Annotated in this window: 15 protein-coding genes and 1 pseudogene; 7 read left to right on the top strand and 9 right to left on the bottom strand. The window is 57.4% G+C overall.

The window, feature by feature from the left end:
- Positions 1-106 precede the first annotated feature (106 nt).
- On the top strand, positions 107-991 hold the full coding sequence (locus tag ABJM11_RS20235) for a helix-turn-helix transcriptional regulator (RefSeq protein WP_348292323.1): 885 nt from the start codon (positions 107-109) through the stop codon (positions 989-991).
- A gap of 42 nt (positions 992-1,033) precedes the next feature.
- On the top strand, positions 1,034-2,179 hold the full coding sequence (locus tag ABJM11_RS20230; RefSeq protein WP_348292322.1) for a putative sulfate/molybdate transporter: 1,146 nt from the start codon (positions 1,034-1,036) through the stop codon (positions 2,177-2,179).
- A 28-nt stretch (positions 2,180-2,207) separates the two neighbouring features.
- Here ABJM11_RS20230 and ABJM11_RS20225 read toward each other — a convergent pair whose 3' ends face one another.
- The 7 genes from ABJM11_RS20225 to ABJM11_RS20195 all read right to left on the bottom strand — a co-directional run bounded on the left by ABJM11_RS20225 (position 2,208) and on the right by ABJM11_RS20195 (position 8,358).
- On the bottom strand, positions 2,208-2,969 hold the full coding sequence (locus ABJM11_RS20225) for a DeoR/GlpR family DNA-binding transcription regulator (protein WP_348292321.1): 762 nt from the start codon (positions 2,967-2,969) through the stop codon (positions 2,208-2,210).
- A 10-nt stretch (positions 2,970-2,979) separates the two neighbouring features.
- Positions 2,980-3,774 carry an HAD-IIB family hydrolase gene (locus tag ABJM11_RS20220; protein ID WP_348292320.1) on the bottom strand — a complete coding sequence of 265 codons (795 nt, stop codon included), beginning with the start codon at positions 3,772-3,774 and terminating at the stop codon, positions 2,980-2,982.
- Positions 3,775-3,799: 25 nt separating this feature from the next.
- Positions 3,800-4,609: a phosphonate ABC transporter, permease protein PhnE gene (phnE, locus tag ABJM11_RS20215; RefSeq protein WP_348426991.1), complete on the bottom strand. Its 810-nt coding sequence runs from the start codon at positions 4,607-4,609 to the stop codon at positions 3,800-3,802.
- Positions 4,603-5,421: a phosphonate ABC transporter, permease protein PhnE gene (gene phnE / locus ABJM11_RS20210; protein ID WP_348292317.1), complete on the bottom strand. Its 819-nt coding sequence runs from the start codon at positions 5,419-5,421 to the stop codon at positions 4,603-4,605. Before phnE (ABJM11_RS20210) ends, phnE (ABJM11_RS20215) begins: the two co-directional genes overlap by 7 nt.
- On the bottom strand, positions 5,418-6,212 hold the full coding sequence (gene phnC, locus ABJM11_RS20205; protein ID WP_348292316.1) for a phosphonate ABC transporter ATP-binding protein: 795 nt from the start codon (positions 6,210-6,212) through the stop codon (positions 5,418-5,420). Before phnC ends, phnE (ABJM11_RS20210) begins: the two co-directional genes overlap by 4 nt.
- Before the next feature lie 74 nt (positions 6,213-6,286).
- Positions 6,287-7,282, bottom strand: a complete 996-nt coding sequence (gene phnD, locus ABJM11_RS20200; protein WP_348292315.1) for a phosphate/phosphite/phosphonate ABC transporter substrate-binding protein — start codon at positions 7,280-7,282, stop codon at positions 6,287-6,289.
- A gap of 164 nt (positions 7,283-7,446) precedes the next feature.
- Positions 7,447-8,358 (bottom strand): LysR family transcriptional regulator, encoded by a 912-nt coding sequence (locus tag ABJM11_RS20195; RefSeq protein ID WP_348292313.1) that lies wholly within the window; start codon positions 8,356-8,358, stop codon positions 7,447-7,449.
- 159 nt (positions 8,359-8,517) lie between these two features.
- Between ABJM11_RS20195 and ABJM11_RS20190 the strand changes: the two genes are divergently transcribed.
- From ABJM11_RS20190 to nadE, 5 genes and pseudogenes are all read left to right on the top strand, one after another.
- Positions 8,518-8,961, top strand: coding sequence for a DoxX family protein (locus ABJM11_RS20190; RefSeq protein ID WP_348292312.1), 444 nt, complete (start codon positions 8,518-8,520; stop codon positions 8,959-8,961).
- A gap of 3 nt (positions 8,962-8,964) precedes the next feature.
- Complete coding sequence (locus tag ABJM11_RS20185) at positions 8,965-9,912, top strand: glutathione S-transferase family protein (protein ID WP_348292311.1); 948 nt, start codon at positions 8,965-8,967, stop codon at positions 9,910-9,912.
- A 17-nt stretch (positions 9,913-9,929) separates the two neighbouring features.
- Positions 9,930-10,736: a class III extradiol ring-cleavage dioxygenase gene (locus ABJM11_RS20180; RefSeq protein WP_348292309.1), complete on the top strand. Its 807-nt coding sequence runs from the start codon at positions 9,930-9,932 to the stop codon at positions 10,734-10,736.
- A gap of 27 nt (positions 10,737-10,763) precedes the next feature.
- Positions 10,764-11,216 (top strand): annotated as a pseudogene (locus tag ABJM11_RS20175) (CinA family protein); the annotation flags it as partial.
- A gap of 75 nt (positions 11,217-11,291) precedes the next feature.
- Entirely contained in the window at positions 11,292-12,101 is an 810-nt protein-coding gene (nadE, locus tag ABJM11_RS20170; protein ID WP_348292431.1) for an ammonia-dependent NAD(+) synthetase, read from the top strand.
- Here nadE and ABJM11_RS20165 read toward each other — a convergent pair.
- Together ABJM11_RS20165 and ABJM11_RS20160 are read right to left on the bottom strand one after the other, a co-directional pair.
- On the bottom strand, positions 12,077-12,907 hold the full coding sequence (locus ABJM11_RS20165) for an OBAP family protein (protein WP_348292307.1): 831 nt from the start codon (positions 12,905-12,907) through the stop codon (positions 12,077-12,079). The two genes, nadE and ABJM11_RS20165, sit on opposite strands and share 25 nt — an antisense overlap.
- Positions 12,907-14,070, bottom strand: coding sequence for a zinc-dependent alcohol dehydrogenase (locus tag ABJM11_RS20160; RefSeq protein WP_348292306.1), 1,164 nt, complete (start codon positions 14,068-14,070; stop codon positions 12,907-12,909). Before ABJM11_RS20160 ends, ABJM11_RS20165 begins: the two co-directional genes overlap by 1 nt.
- Positions 14,071-15,038: the final 968 nt, after the last annotated feature.

The raw sequence follows: 15,038 nt of genomic DNA, 5'->3' as shown, positions 1-15,038 counted from the left end.
CCTTGATATTGAGCATCGTGGCGTTTCCAACTACGCTTTGCACAGCCTGCTGAAATATATGCAGCCAAAAACAGCCTTGTGCTTGTCTTGATGGCAGGAGATACCAATGCCCCTTCCCGCTTACCTCACCACGGCCGAAGCCGCCGAGTATCTGCGCCTGAAGGAGCGCAAGGTCTACGATCTCGTCAGCCAGGGCGTTATCCCCTGCGTGCGGGTGACCGGGAAACTGTTGTTTCCGCGCCAGCGTATAGATTTGTGGCTGATGAACCATCTGGAAGGAGATGATGCCGTCGGTTCGCCGATTCCGCCGGTTTTGGCGGGCAGCCAGGACCCGCTGCTGGAGTGGGCTGTGAAGGAGAGCGGCGCGGAGCTGGCTTTGCTGTGCCAGGGCAGCGGCGATGGCGCCCAGAGGCTATTAGACGGACGTGCAATGCTCGCCGGCATGCATATCTGGCATGCCGAAAGCCGTCGATACAATGACCCTGCCACGTTGGGGCTGAGCGGGATGCGTGACCTGGTGCTTATCCGCTGGGCAAAGCGCCAGCAGGGTCTCCTTCTGGCCGCCGATAACCCTCATGGGCTTGCACGGCTGGAGGATATTGCCCACCCCGGCATTCGTCTGGCGCACCGCCAGCCAGACGCCGGTGTCAGCCATTTGCTGCAGAGCCTGCTTGCTCGCCATCGCATTGATTCCAGGCAGCTCACCTGGGCTTATCATCCGTCGCTCAGCGAGGATGATCTGGCACTGGCCATCCGCCAGGGTGAGGCGGATGTTGGCGTGGGCATCGAAGCGGCGGCGCGGCGTCAGGGGCTGGCTTTTATTCCTCTGCAGCAGGAAAATTTTGATCTGGCCATGCGTCGGCGTCATTATTTTGAGCCGGCGATGCAGCGGTTGCTGGCGTTTGCTGGTAGTGAGCGGTTTACCCAGCGCGCAGAGGCTCTGGGCGGTTACGATACTGGTGAGCTGGGAAACGTGGTGTATAACGCCTGAACGGCGCCAACAACAATAAATAGAAATCTATCAGGAGGCTGCATGCCTTCACTACAAAAAGCATTGGTCAGGGATGCCGGTGGTGCGTTGGGAGACATTGGTACCCTGATTCCACTGGGGCTGGGGGCTATCGGCCTGGCAGGCCTGGCTCCAATACCGGTGCTGCTGGGCTTTGCCGCGTTCTATATTGCAACGGGGCTGTATTATCGGCTGCCGATACCGGTACAGCCCATGAAGGCGGTTGCCGCGTTGCTGCTGACTACCCAGGTGAGTTCCCAGAGCCTGGTTGCCAGTGGCGTGCTGATCGGGCTGGTCCTGTTGTTACTGGGCTCAACCGGATGGATTAATGGGGCAGCCCGTCTCATACCCAGGTCGGTGTTAAGCGGCCTTCAGTTGGGGCTGGGCTTGCTGCTGGCCAGTATGAGTGTCGGTTTGATGGCCACCTCCCTGCCGGTGGGTGCAGTCACCCTGGCGGTGCTGGTCCTTACCCTGAAATTGTTTCCGCTCTGGCCAGCGGCGCTGGCAGGGCTTGTTGCAGCGATAACAATGGGCGTGGCTCTGGGCGCCCCGGGGCTTATGCTCCCCGAGGTAGATTCGTTCGCACTCTCAATGCCGGAGTTACCGGCCATGGATGACTGGCAGCAGGCAGTTTCCGCCCTGGTGTTGCCCCAGTTGGCCCTTACCTTAACCAATGCCATCGTGCTGACTGCACTGGTGGCCGGGGATTACTTCGGCGAGCAGGCGCATCGCGTTACGCCGGCCCGGCTGTCTGTCACGACCGGCCTGGCCAATCTCTTTATGGTGCCCTTTGGCGCCTTGCCCATGTGCCACGGAGCGGGCGGCGTGGCGGCGCACTACCGCTTCGGTGCCCGGACCGGCCTCGCTCCGGTTCTGCTTGGAACAGCGTTGCTGATGGTCGCTTTCATGCCCGGTGGCCTTTCCCTTGTTGCGGCTATTCCAACGGCTGGTCTTGGGGCCATGTTGCTGGTTGCGGCCGTCGAGCTTGCCTTGTCCAGGCGACTGTGGACAGCGAAACCATCCTGCTGGCCGGTTATCGCAATAACAGCGCTGGTTACTGTGTGGGCCGACCCGTTTTTCGGGTTGCTGGCGGGGGTGGCTACGGAAACCTTTCGGGCGGCCTGGTTGCGAGGAAGCGGGGCGGAGTCAGAAGATCCTGCAGATCTATAGTGTCCCAGGCGCGGCGGGGCGTTCCGGCTTAGTCGTCCTGAGTTCGAATGACCTTCAGCGAGGCTGGAAGTGCGCGGCGCTTGTCATCCGGTATGGAATCCGTAATGAAAAGATCAATGCCGGAGAAGGGGACTACTTTTACGGACGCCGTGCGCTCCCATTTACTGTGATCAGCCACCAGAATCCTCTGCCTTGAATTGGCCAGAATCGCCTGGCTTATTTCTGCCTCCCGCGGGTCGAAATCCATCAGCCCGTCGGCGGAATCCAGGCTTCCTGTTCCAATCACCCCGAAATCCGCCCGGAAATCGTTAAAAAACGCGACAGTCTGGTGGCCCACCAGATCCAGGTCGTAGTGCCGCAGGCTGCCCCGGGAAACGATAACCTCAATACCAGGGTTGCCGCTCAGGGCAGAGACAACGCCCAGATTGTTGGTAAGCACCTGCAGGCTGGTGTGGGCCGAAAGTTCCCGCGCCACGAATTCCATACTGCTGCCGACGCCGAGGAAAACCGACGAGTTTTCGGGAATGTGCCCTGCAAGTCTTGCCGCCATGGCCTGTTTGGCAAACTGGTTCAGCGCCCGGCGGGACATGACCGACACATTGGTCATGGAAGATGGCAGGCTTACACCCCCGTAGCGCCTTCTCAGAAGCCCCAGTTCACAGAGCCGGTTTATGTCCTTGCGGATGGTCTGTGTCGTTACCCGGAACTGGCGAGCGATGTTCTCTACCTCGACATGGTTGTCGCGTCGCACCTGTTCTAGAATCAGCGTCTGCCGTTTCGTGAGTTTCATTTTATGAAGCTCAGTCCCGGCTGACTGCTGTCGCAAGAGCAATGCTGTCGAGCCACTGGTCCGCAAGCTCGACAAACCCCGCTCCGCATCGGTTTCTGGTGACATGGGCGGGCCGGTACTTCATGTGATCGAGGTGCGGCTCAATGTTGGCAACCCCAACGCTCTGGGGAAAAAAGGCAAACATGCTTTCATCGTTGGGCGCGTCACCGATGAAAACCGATTGGGCCTTCAGCTGTTCGGTCGAGAGGTTAAAAAGCTCGGCGGCCATGCGCCGGGCCATGGCGCACTTGTCAAAAGTTCCCCGGGCGACATTGATGTGAATGGAGCTTTTTTTCACCCGGAAGCCTCGGTTGACCAGTTCCTTCATGACCTCGCGCACCTGGCCATCCGAAAGCCGGCAATCCTGATTGTAGTCGATGGCAACATCCACCAGCCGGAAGTGGTGATCCTTGGACAGGGCGAGGTCCAGTGCCGGATTCAGGGAGCCGATGGCCTCGATGATGGCGAGCCGGTCGGCCTGATGGCTTTCACGGTCCGCCCAGTATCGGCAGTCTACCGAGCCGTTTGCAGTGCGTGAAAAGTAAAAGCTGCCACCTTCGCCAATAACCGCCTGGACAGGCCAGGTCCTTATGATCTGGTCGCACCAGCCTGCACAGCCGCCGGTTACCGGGACTATGGTAATACCGGCATCCGCCAGTCGCCACATGGCACTGTAGGTTTCGGGGCGCAAGCGACCGTCGGTGGTCAGAGTGTCATCCACATCCGTGAAGAGATATCTGGCATTCTGAAAATCAAAATCATGCATGGGCTTTGCTCATCAACATCACGGTTTACAGTACCTTCTTGCGCAGCATGCTCGTCAGTGCTTCACCCAGGAGCACCAGGCCAATGATGGCCAGCAGTATGGTTGCTACCGTCTGCCAGGCGAAGGTATCAATGGACCCCTGGAGAAGAACGCCGATACCACCGGCTCCGACCAGCCCCAGCACGGTGGACTCGCGGATGTTGATGTCCCATCGCAGGATGACGATGGCAAAGAACGCCGGCATCACCTGGGGCACAATCCCGAACAGGACGACTTTCATCCGTGAGGCTCCGGTGGCTTCCATGGATTCCACGGGTCGTCGGTCGATTTCCTCAATGGCTTCACCCATGAGTTTGCCGATAAATCCCACGGACCGGAACATTACTGCCAGGATGCCCGCAAGCACGCCCGGGCCGAAGATGGCCACGAACAGTAATGCCCAGATAATGGTGTTCACGGAGCGGCTGGACACAAGAATAAACCGGCCGATCCAGAGGGTCAGCCGATTGGGTGTGGTGTTCTGGGCCGCTATGTAGGACACGGGGAGCGCGATGAAGATGGTGAGCATGGTGGATAGCGTGGCTATGTGCACGGTTTCCAGCATGGCATTGAGGATCGCCGACCAAGCCTCAAACTCAGGGGGCCACATGCGGCTTCCCAGGTTCTGGATCTGGGTAGGGGCATCCCACACCCAGGGCCAGAAAATATCAATGTCCCTGATGGCCCAGACCACTGCAAAGAGAGTGAAAAAATAGATCGTGAAGCGGAGCCAGCGCTCCTTTCTGCTGTACCGGGTCCATGGGCGACCGCTAAGTTCTGCTGTCTGCTCTACCATATTTTCTTCCTCACCCATCCGCTGATCCCTTCACTGACAAGAATCACACCGACGATGAGAATCAGGATTGCAAAGGCGAAGTCGTAATCGTAGCGCCCGAAGGCGTTCATCAGGGTGGAGCCAATGCCCCCTGCGCCGACAATACCGACAACGGCCGAGGCCCGCAGGTTGCTGTCCAGCTGGTACATGGAAAGACCGATCTGGCGTGGCAGGATCTGGGGAAAGACCGCATAAATCAGGGTCTTGAAAAAGCCAGCGCCCGCCGCCCGCATGGCTTCCATCTGCCCCCAGTCGATTTCCTCCACCTTTTCAGCAAGGAGTTTGGCAACGAAACCGATGGAGTAGAGCGTCAGCGTCAGAATGCCGGCAAGTGGCCCAAACCCGACCGCTGCCACGAACAGGATGGCGACGATCACCGGATGGAAGCTGCGGGAGAGAATGATGATGCCGCGCCCAAGAAGGTATATCGGTAGGGGCGCAAGGTTTTTTGCCGCCATCAGGGCTATGGGGATGGACAGAAAAACGCCAAGCAGGGTGGCCAGGAAGGCTATCTGGAAGCTCTCCTTGAAGCCGGTCCACATCAAGTCGCTCCGCTCAAAGCTGGGAGGAAAGGCCCCTCCGAATATACGGGCGGCCCTCGGCAGGCCCTCGGCGATCCGTTCCCAGTTGAATGGCAGCGTGTTGAACGTCCAGTAGAAATAAACCCCCACCGCGATCAGCAGGCCGTATCTGAGCCAGGGGCTGGCGATGAAAGGCGGCTTTCTCCATGTCTGCCCGGCAAGCGGGCCAGAGCCAGATCTTGCTTCACTCATGTTGTTCGCGCCTCAGCCGTCGGCTGCTCCTCGCCTCCGGTTTCATCGGGCGCCTCTATGCCTCCGTAGATGGCATCGAGCGCCTCCTGATTGAACTCGCCAGGAGTGCCGTCAAAAATCATCTGACCGTTGCGCAGCCCAACAATCCGGTCGGTGTAGGTTCTGGCCTGGGAGACGTTGTGAATGTTGATCAGAACCGGCAGGGAGAGCTCACTGGCGAGGCTCTGTAACAGCACCATGATCTGTTCGGATGTTTTGAGATCAAGGGAGGCGGTTGGTTCATCGGCGAGCAAGATCTCAGGTTCCTGCATCAGAGCCCGGATAACGCCTACGCGCTGGCGTTCGCCGCCGGAGAGTTCATCGGCCCTCTTGTCGGCGTAGTGGGCAATGCCAACACGGTCCATCAGATGGAACGCGCGATCTATGTCGGTCTGGGGAAATTTTCGGGTCAGGGCCTGGTAAAAAGATACATAGCCAAGACGGCCCGCCAGCACATTTTCCATTACTGTCAGCCGGTCGATCAGGTTAAACCCCTGGAACACCATGCCGATTTTCCGGCGGGCATGCCGCAGGTTGGCCCCCCGGAGGTTGACCAGTTCCCGGCCGTTCAGCTGGATGGAGCCGGAGGAGGGCTCTACCAGACGATTGATGCACCGCAGCATTGTACTCTTGCCGGCACCGGATGCCCCGACGACGGACACCACGGTATTGCCTTCTACGACCAGATCCAGCCCTTTCAATACCGGATCGTCGCTACCGTAACGTTTAACCAGGTTGGAAATCTCAAGCATGGGCGTTTTGCACCTGCGGAAATGAACGGAATGCCTGCCGGTGCAGCCATGGCTGCACCGGCAGAACGTCGACGTTACTGCAGATTGTCCGGGGTGTACTGCACGCCGTTGGCAGACTGGATAGCCCGGATAACTTTCCAATGCTGTTTGTAATCGATGGGAATAAACGTCTCTACGCCATCGAATTCCTCGCCGAGTTCTGTTCCTGCGAATTTGAAGGAATAAAAGGCTTCCTTGATTTTTTCGACCAGGTCAGGATGCAGGTTGTAGGCGTAATTGTAGGACGTGGTTGGGAAGCGATCGGACTCCCAGACAATTCTCACATCCTCTTCGTCGTATAGGCCCCGGTCTGCCATGCGTTCAACCACCTCAGAGGCCACGGGTGCGGCGTCGTAGTCGCCGGCGACAACCCCGAGCATGGACTGGTCATGGCTGCCGGAATAAATCACGTCGTAATCCTCCCCCGGCACCACACCCATTTCCGGGAAGAGCGCCCTGGGTGCCTGGTTGCCCGAGTTGGACGTCGGCGAGGTGTGAGCCACGCGCTTGCCTTTCAGGTCTGGTAATTCCTTGATGTCTGAATCCTGCTGGGTATAGACCTGCAGCGTGTAGCCGAACTGCCCTTCATCCGAGCCCATCAAGGCGAAGGGGACCGCTCCTGCGAGATTAACCGCAAACGGCGTGGGGCCGGTGGAAAAACCCGCAACGTGCAGGCGGCCGCTACGCATGGCTTCTACCTGGGCGGCGTTGGACTGAACAGCGAAAAAGCGAACGTCCCGGCCGGTGACGTCTTCAAGGTGGTCGATAAAGGGCTGCCAGATATCCGAATAGATCGCGGGGTCTTCTACCGGTGTGTAGGCAAAAATCAGGGTGTCCGGATTGACCCACTCCGACTTGTCGTCCGGAAGATCAGCAACGAGGTCGCCATTTTCATCACAATACATGGCGTCCAGAGCGCCCCTTTCACAGTCAGCCAGGGCGCTGCCCGTGCCCAGGGCCAGAACCGGGAGTAGCGATAGTGCTATCCACTGCCGCGCGGAATTTACAGGAAATTTTCTGACAGGTTTCATTGGCATCCTTCCTTTTTTGTACATTGTCAGGGTAGCGATTTTCCGTATTGAGCCCTTTCTTTATAGTTCAATTGAACTGTTATTACACTCTCAAATGAATTTTTCAGGGTCGCCGTGAAGGGGCTGGTAGCTTGCCAGATCCGCTACGGCTAAACCCCCGACATTCATTGTCCAAACCGGTCCCAGTATGGCGGTTCTCCAAAAAAACCGTCAATAAAGTCGATGAAGCCGCGAACCTTGCTGGCCAACAGCTGCCGGTGTGCATATACCGCATAGAGTCCCATGGGCTCTGGCTCATGTTCAGGCAGGAGGACCTGCAGTTTTCCTTCCCTGATCGCCGCGCCTGTAATGAATGTGGGCTGTAAGACTATGCCGGCTCCGGCAATTGCCGCTTCTATCAGAACGTCACCATTGTTGCTGATCATCTCCTTGGTGTTGTCGCGGCCACTCCCCTGCAGCCACTTATGGACCGCGGGACCGGCGTCCATATCCATGTAGCTGTAGCGCAGGTAGCGATGGTTAAGGAGATCTTCGGGGCGTTCCGGCGTGCCGTGTTGTTCAAGGTAGGCCGGCGATGCGCAAAGAACCAGTCTCACCGGGGCGAGCCGTTTGGCAATCAGGGAGGAGCTTTTAAGGTGACCGATCCGTAGTGCAATATCGAACCCCTCTTCCACGATATCCACTTTCCGGTCGTTCAGCTGCAGATCAATTCCCACGGCGGGGTGAGCTCGCTGGAATTCACTCAGCAAGGGCGCCATGTGTCGTATGGCAAAAGAGACAGGGGCGCTTATCCGTAGCAGACCCTGGGCCTGGGCTTGCAGATCGTCGAGCTGGCTCTCCATATCGTCAATATCGTTGAGCACCTGCTGGGCACGCTGATGATAGCGGGTGCCCGCTTCGGTCAGGTGGATTCTTCGGGTGGTGCGGTTGAGCAGGCGTACGGCCAGGTGTTGTTCCAGTTGCGAAACGTATTTGCTGACCAGTTGCGGCGACAGGCCGAGCCGGTCCGCGGCACGGGTAAAAGTACCTTCGTTCACCACTGTCACGAAAGCGCGCATGGCATCGATGCGGTCCATTGGGGCGTCCTGTAGTTCAGCACTTCTATCAATGATTTGTTGATAATAAAACAACAATAGCCATCTTAGTCTACCGATTTGGTGATAGTACAGTGGGTCCATCACCTGAGGCACAAGCTTCGGGACAAACCCAAACGAGGAAGATTCGAGGTGATTATCATGAACTCAAAAATTACACAGGCGCTGTTCCAATCCACCGGTGGTTTTGCCGCCCTGATTCTTCGGGTGCCGGTCGGGCTGATTCTGGCAGCTCACGGCGCACAGAAACTCTTCGGCTGGTTCGGCGGCTACGGCCTCGAAGGCACGGCGAACTGGCTGGCGAGCATTGGCCTGGAACCGGGCTACCTGATGGCACTGCTGGCCGGCGGTGCCGAGTTCTTTGGCGGTCTGGCACTGGTTCTTGGCCTGCTGACACGGCCTGCGGCCCTGGTTACAGCCTTTACCATGCTGGTGGCTATTTTCTCTGTTCATATAGGTAACGGGCTGTTCATGTCCAACAACGGTTACGAGTATGCCCTGACCTTGTTTGTGGTCTCGCTGGCGTTGGCGATTCAGGGCGCGGGCCGCTTGTCGCTGGATAAGATGCTGCACAAAGGAGTCTGAATCATGCTGGTAAACGGTATATGGAAAGAGAACTGGCAGCCGGTACAGGCGCAGGACGAGGAGGGGCGGTTTATCCGCCAGACCTCTCCGTTTCGCAACTGGATCACACCGGATGGTACGCCCGGGTCCACCGGGAGGGGGGGCTTCAAGGCGGAGAAGGGTCGGTATCACCTGTACGTGGCGTACATCTGCCCCTGGGCATCGCGGGCGCTGATGGCCCGGGAACTGAAAGGGCTCAATGATGTGATTGGTGTTACCGTCGTCAACCCCCGGCTCACAGGTCAGGGCTGGCAGTTTGGCGGCTACCCCGGCGCGGAGGAGGATACACTCAACGGTGCGCGCTATATGCACGAGCTTTATACCCGTGCCGATCCACAAATCTCCGGTCGCGCCACCGTGCCGGTGCTCTGGGACAACCACACGGGCACCATCGTGAATAACGAGTCCGCAGAGATCCTGCGGATGCTGAACAGTGCGTTCGCCGAGATTGTGAATGAAGGCCCGGACCTGTATCCGGAAGAGTTGGCAGGGGATATCGACAGGCTCAACGATTATCTGTACACGAACCTGAACAACGGCGTATATCAGGCCGGCTTTGCTTCCAGCCAGGAGGCCTATAATGAAGCCTACACCAAGGTGTTTGCCGCCCTGGATGAAATGGACTCACGCCTGGCAGATGGGCGCACGTACCTGTTCGGTGATCAACTGACGGAGACCGACATACGTCTGTTCGTGACCCTGGTGCGCTTTGACGCTGCCTACCACGGTCTGTTCAAGTGTAACCGCAATACCCTGCGAGCCATGCCCCGGCTGCACGCCTACATGCACAGGATTCTGGCGCTTGACGGCATTGCTAATACGGTCGACCTTGATCACATCAAGGCCGGGTATTACTCCATCAAGGCACTGAACCCGACCGGTATTGTGCCGGCAGGGCCGGGCGAACTCTGATCACAGGAGCAACCGCCATGAAAGCTGACATCAATGTGTTGTTCATTTCCCATGGCGGCGGCCCAATGCCGCTGTTGGGGGATCCAGGGCACCGGGAAATGGTAGACCGGCTAACAGAACTTGCCGGGAAGCTTCAGAAGCCGTCGGCGATACTGGTTATCAGTGCCCACTGGGAGGAGTCTGTACCTACGGTCACCTCGGGCGCCAATCCGCAGCTCATCTACGATTACTATGGCTTTCCGCCGGAGGCCTACACTATAGAGTATCCCTGCCCGGGTGAGCCGGGGTTGGCTGACCAGGTCTGTCAGGTACTGGATGAGCATGGCATCCCGGCGCGGCTTGATGATCAAAGGGGCTTTGATCATGGGCTGTTCGTGCCGCTCAAGCTGATGTATCCGGAGGCAGATATCCCGTGCGTGCAGCTATCCCTTGTGGACAGCCTGGATGCCGACACCCACCTGGCGATTGGTCGTGCTTTGCAGGCACTGGACTACGACAATCTGCTGGTGATCGGCTCGGGGTTCTCGTTCCATAACATGCGGGCGTTTTTCTGGGCACAGACGCCGGAGATTCAGGCGCGTAACCAGGCGTTTGAGGACTGGCTGGAAGCAACCTGTGCTGATGCCAGTCTGCAGGAAACAGAGCGGGCTGAGCGTCTGGCTCACTGGGAGCGCGCGCCCTATGCCCGTTTCTGCCATCCTAGGGAAGAGCATCTTCTGCCTTTGCATGTGTCCTATGGGCTTGCGAACAAGCCCTGTGACAGTTACATATCCGCAAACATCCTCGGGAAAACCTCAGGGATGATTTACTGGGAAGCGCCATAAGGAACAGTCGGCACAAGGGAATGAAAAATGGAACTGCTGAAACGCATCACGGATTATCTGGTCGACAATGAACTGAGACTTGCGACCGCCGAATCCTGCACCGCAGGTCTCATCTTCTCCGAATTGGCCCGGGTGCCAGGCAGCGGCCGGAGTATCGATTCTGGCCTCGGGGTCTATTCGCCTCAATCCAAGCATCGCTATCTTGGTGTTCGCTATGACACCATTGAACGTTACGGCCTGACCAGCGAGGCAGTATGTGGTGAGATGGCGTGCGGGGCGCTGGAGAACAACGGTGCCGACGTGGCCCTGGCTAACACTGGCATCGCCGGCCCCAACCCCGGCGATGATGATACACCCATCGGAACCGTCTGTTTCGCGTGGGCGTTTCGCCACGAAGGCGAATATCACCTTTACTGCGAGACTCGCCGCTTCGAGGGCAAACGCAATGAAGTACGACTGGCTGCCGCCCACTATGCGCTGGAACGCCTGCCCCACTATCATCGCCTGTGTCTTGAAGCCCGAGCGAAAGCAGATACGGGATACCGGCGACATGCAATTCAGCGCGCCATCGTGGCGCAGCTGCAAGTCCGGCCGGAAATCGATGTCCAGCACGAAATTGAGCGGCGCCGTGACTTCCTGTGCCGGGCCATGCAGGAAAGCGGTCAAAAAACGCTGGTGCTTGGCGTCAGCGGCGGTATCGACTCCACAGTGGCGGGACGCCTGGCACAACTGGCAGTGAACCAGCTGCGTGATCAGGGCGAACAGGCCCGCTTTGTGGCCATGCGTCTGCCCTATGGCGAGCAGAAGGACGCCGACGATGCCGACAGGGCGCTGCGGTTTATCCAGCCTGACGAAGTGCATGATGTGAACATCAAAAGTGGCAGTGATGCGTTATTGGACTCGCTGGAAAGCGGCGGGCTGTCGTTCGAGGACGCCAGCCAGCGCGACTTCGTGTTGGGGAACATCAAGGCACGCCAGCGGATGTTGGCCCAGTATGCCGTGGCCGGGACGCTCAGTGGTCTGGTGGTTGGCGCCGACCAGGCTGCCGAGGCGCTGATGGGCTTCTTCACCAAGTATGGAGACGGTGCCTGCGATGTTGCCCCACTCACCGGCTTGAACAAGAGCCAGGTGCGCTTACTGGGCCAGCAGCTTGGCGCACCGGAATGGCTGGTGAACAAGCTGCCCACCGCCGATCTCGAGTCGCTTGAACCGCAGAAGCCCGACCATGAGGTGCTTGGTGTCACGTACCAGGAGATTGACACCTTCCTGGCGAACCGGGAGGTCTCCGAGTGCGTTTTCGATACGATCGTGAATGGCTACCGACGTACCGGGCACAAGCGTCAGCTGCCCCTTGAGCCGGAGTGAGAATCAGGTGGGGCAGGGTTCTTATCTTCAACGCCAGGGATAGGCTCGGTAGGGCCTTCGAACCTGCCCTTAAGACTGTCCACGCCAGACTGAGGTTTCGCAAGCGGTATGAGGTCTTCCCGCCCTTTACGACGCTCTTCGGTATTAATGTTCATACGTTGATCACGTTCTTCGACGAGTTGCTCCTGTGCTTCCCCAAAACGATTGAACGACCAGGCCAGTCGCGGCTTGCCTAAAGGAATTGAATGTTTTGATCCGGTCGGCGCCGTATCCCATGTATGCCACGTCTTTCCATAGCTGTTCATCTTGCTCTTCATGAGCTCATGGTCTGCTTTTTCGGGGAGGCCAGGGGCTACGAGTTGGCCAGAGAGAATCTCTCCATTATGGGGATGCCAATACTGCTTCTCGTCTTCGGGCAGCTGTCCAAATAACTGCTCGGAAATTATGTACTCGATCCCATTCAGGTTAGCGTTCTTTGTGTTGCCGTCGAAAAGCACACACTGTGCGAAATCTTCATTAACCTGATTGCAGAAATGGTGGGCTTCCATCTGACGGGAGGGGTCGTCCTTCATCGGATGAAAGCCCACGAGATAAACCTCCATTGGCTCAAGCGGATCGTTTGCTTGTAGCAATGACGCTCCGGCTTCAAGCACGTCGGTCTTGGTGGATTCCTCCTGCCCTGCAGGTTCAATATCAGGCTCGGACGTCTCCGAGCCTGTGCATCCGCCCAAAAACATTATGAGAGGCAGAAGGGCAATGGCGTTAACACGACCGCGCGTCGTCTTCGACAGTTGTCGTTGTGGCATCACGGCGTCATAACCACTTTAATGCAGCCATCGGACTTGGTGTTGAACCGCTCGTATGCACCCGCTGCGTCTGCCAGCTTTTCTCGGTGGGTAATAATGAATGACGGGTCTATCAAGCCCTGTTCAATTGTCTGGAGCAGCGGTGGCATGTATTGCTGCATATGGGTTTGGCCGCTTTTAACCGACAGACTTTTATTCATTAGTGCGTTGAGCATGAACCCGTCCACGGGAGCGGTGTAGACGCCGGGGAGAGACAAATGCCCGCCCTTGCGGCAGCAACGGATCATTTCATTTATGGCAAGTGGATGATTGGCCTCGCCTGAATCCGGATCACGCCGTTCGGCCTCTGGGTCGCCGGCGCCGTGTGCTTCTGCACCCACTGCATCAATACAACGATCCGGCCCGTAACCCTTGGTCATCTCTAACAGTTTTTCATAGACATTCTCTTTTTCGAAGTTGATAACTTCGGCGCCGCCTTTTTCTTCCGCCAACTTCAGACGCTCGGGCACGCGGTCGATGGCGACTACCCGACCGGCGCCCAGCATCCAGGCGCTGCGAATAGCGAACTGCGCTACCGGCCCACAGCCCCAGACAGCCACGGTGTCGCCGGGGACGATGTCGGCGTTGATTGCGCTCATATAGCCAGTCGGGTAGATGTCCGACAAGAACAGTAGTTGTTCGTCGGAGTAGTCGGATTCGACCTTGAGCGGGCCGACGTCAGCGTAGGGCACACGCACGTACTCGGCCTGGCCGCCGGGGATCCCTCCGAGCATGTGCGAATAGCCGAATAAGGCGGAGGGGGAATGGCCCATCGTTTCGGCAGCCATATCCGCGTTGGGATTGGAGTTATCGCACAGCGAGTACAGGTTTTGGTGGCAGAAAAAACAGCTGCCGCATGCAATGGTGAAGGGCACGACCACGCGATCACCCTTGTTGAGATTAGGTACCTCGCCGCCGGTTTCCACGACCTCGCCCATGAATTCGTGGCCGAGCACATCCCCCTCTTGCATACCGCCCATCAAGCCGTTGTACAGATGGAGGTCTGAGCCGCAAATGGCGGTGGCTGTGATTTTGATGATGGCGTCGCGTGATTCCTGGATTTCAGGGTCAGCGACGTTTTCGACGCGTACGTCATGCGTGCCATGCCAGGTAAGTGCTTTCATAACAAGCTCCTTTCCTTGCTAACGAGTTTGTGGGCCAGTACTTTACGCCACCACTAAAATTACACCTGATCGTCGCGTCCCGGAACTGACTAACTTTTGTACAGTTTGCCGCGCATTCATGTTCCCGGATTTCTCTATGGGATCCGATTCATTTTTTCGGCTTACCCTCAGCGGCAACCTTAATGTCCGCTTTGCGACCAAAGTTAAGCTTATCAAGCGAATTTGTTTGCTCAACGATCGTAGAACGGCTGTGCCACAAAGATAATTAGCTGAAAGCCGTGCAAAGGTCACTGATCGAATCGGAGGTTTTCGGATTGCTCAGGTGCGAATGATCACAGGTGAGGGGGTTATCTTGATGGTAACTTTTTGGTTTGCCAAGTTAATGGCCCTCCCGTCAGGATTCGAACCTGAGACCTCCTCAGGAGGGTGCTGTACCAAGGTGTTTTAGGACGGGGTTAATCGAGCTAACCTGATGTGGTTCAGGCAGTTAGGGGTTGAAAGGACTCTTTAAAAATCCCTTTTTAAACCGTTAGTTGCACGATTTACGCCGACTCGGGATGCAAGACTGTCTGGTTACCGTTGTCCGAAACCTGCCAATGTGACTGCTACCCCATGCCCTACATTTCGCACTTTACGCAGTCACTAAGTTATAAACAACCTGCCAAATTCTGTCCGGTTTTGGTTGACCGGAAGCGGACAACCTGCGTGCTAACGAAGTCAGCGGGAAGGATCTCATTGGGTCTTGATTCCCGCCAGAAACGCATAGAGGCAGAGCCTTTGCTAGCCATGCACCACGGGGACCAGATCAATTAGTAGCCCGGGGCTGGCCCTATGTGTCAGCGTAGTTGTCGCCTGATCATTTCAGAGGACAACCATGCCCCATTACTCACCGGAACGTAAGGAAGCCATTCTCCAGAAGATGGCCCCACCTCACAGCCTGACGGTGGCCGAGTTAGCTGGCCAGGAAG

The sequence above is a fragment of the Marinobacter sp. genome (genome assembly GCF_039977835.1).
Taxonomy (GTDB): Bacteria; Pseudomonadota; Gammaproteobacteria; order Pseudomonadales; family Oleiphilaceae; genus Marinobacter.
The sequence above is the reverse complement of the archived record's forward strand: the minus strand, read 5'-3'. Positions and strand labels throughout refer to the sequence as shown.

What these genes read in the sequence shown, in the direction of transcription:
- ABJM11_RS20235 (WP_348292323.1), top strand. Translation starts at nt 107, where the DNA reads ATGCCCCTTCCCGCTTACCTCACCACGGCCGAAGCCGCCGAGTATCTG.
- ABJM11_RS20230 (WP_348292322.1), top strand. Translation starts at nt 1,034, where the DNA reads ATGCCTTCACTACAAAAAGCATTGGTCAGGGATGCCGGTGGTGCGTTG.
- ABJM11_RS20225 (WP_348292321.1), bottom strand. Translation starts at nt 2,969, where the DNA reads ATGAAACTCACGAAACGGCAGACGCTGATTCTAGAACAGGTGCGACGC.
- ABJM11_RS20220 (WP_348292320.1), bottom strand. Translation starts at nt 3,774, where the DNA reads ATGCATGATTTTGATTTTCAGAATGCCAGATATCTCTTCACGGATGTG.
- phnE (WP_348426991.1), bottom strand. Translation starts at nt 4,609, where the DNA reads ATGGTAGAGCAGACAGCAGAACTTAGCGGTCGCCCATGGACCCGGTAC.
- phnE (WP_348292317.1), bottom strand. Translation starts at nt 5,421, where the DNA reads ATGAGTGAAGCAAGATCTGGCTCTGGCCCGCTTGCCGGGCAGACATGG.
- phnC (WP_348292316.1), bottom strand. Translation starts at nt 6,212, where the DNA reads ATGCTTGAGATTTCCAACCTGGTTAAACGTTACGGTAGCGACGATCCG.
- phnD (WP_348292315.1), bottom strand. Translation starts at nt 7,282, where the DNA reads ATGAAACCTGTCAGAAAATTTCCTGTAAATTCCGCGCGGCAGTGGATA.
- ABJM11_RS20195 (WP_348292313.1), bottom strand. Translation starts at nt 8,358, where the DNA reads ATGGACCGCATCGATGCCATGCGCGCTTTCGTGACAGTGGTGAACGAA.
- ABJM11_RS20190 (WP_348292312.1), top strand. Translation starts at nt 8,518, where the DNA reads ATGAACTCAAAAATTACACAGGCGCTGTTCCAATCCACCGGTGGTTTT.
- ABJM11_RS20185 (WP_348292311.1), top strand. Translation starts at nt 8,965, where the DNA reads ATGCTGGTAAACGGTATATGGAAAGAGAACTGGCAGCCGGTACAGGCG.
- ABJM11_RS20180 (WP_348292309.1), top strand. Translation starts at nt 9,930, where the DNA reads ATGAAAGCTGACATCAATGTGTTGTTCATTTCCCATGGCGGCGGCCCA.
- ABJM11_RS20165 (WP_348292307.1), bottom strand. Translation starts at nt 12,907, where the DNA reads ATGCCACAACGACAACTGTCGAAGACGACGCGCGGTCGTGTTAACGCC.
- ABJM11_RS20160 (WP_348292306.1), bottom strand. Translation starts at nt 14,070, where the DNA reads ATGAAAGCACTTACCTGGCATGGCACGCATGACGTACGCGTCGAAAAC.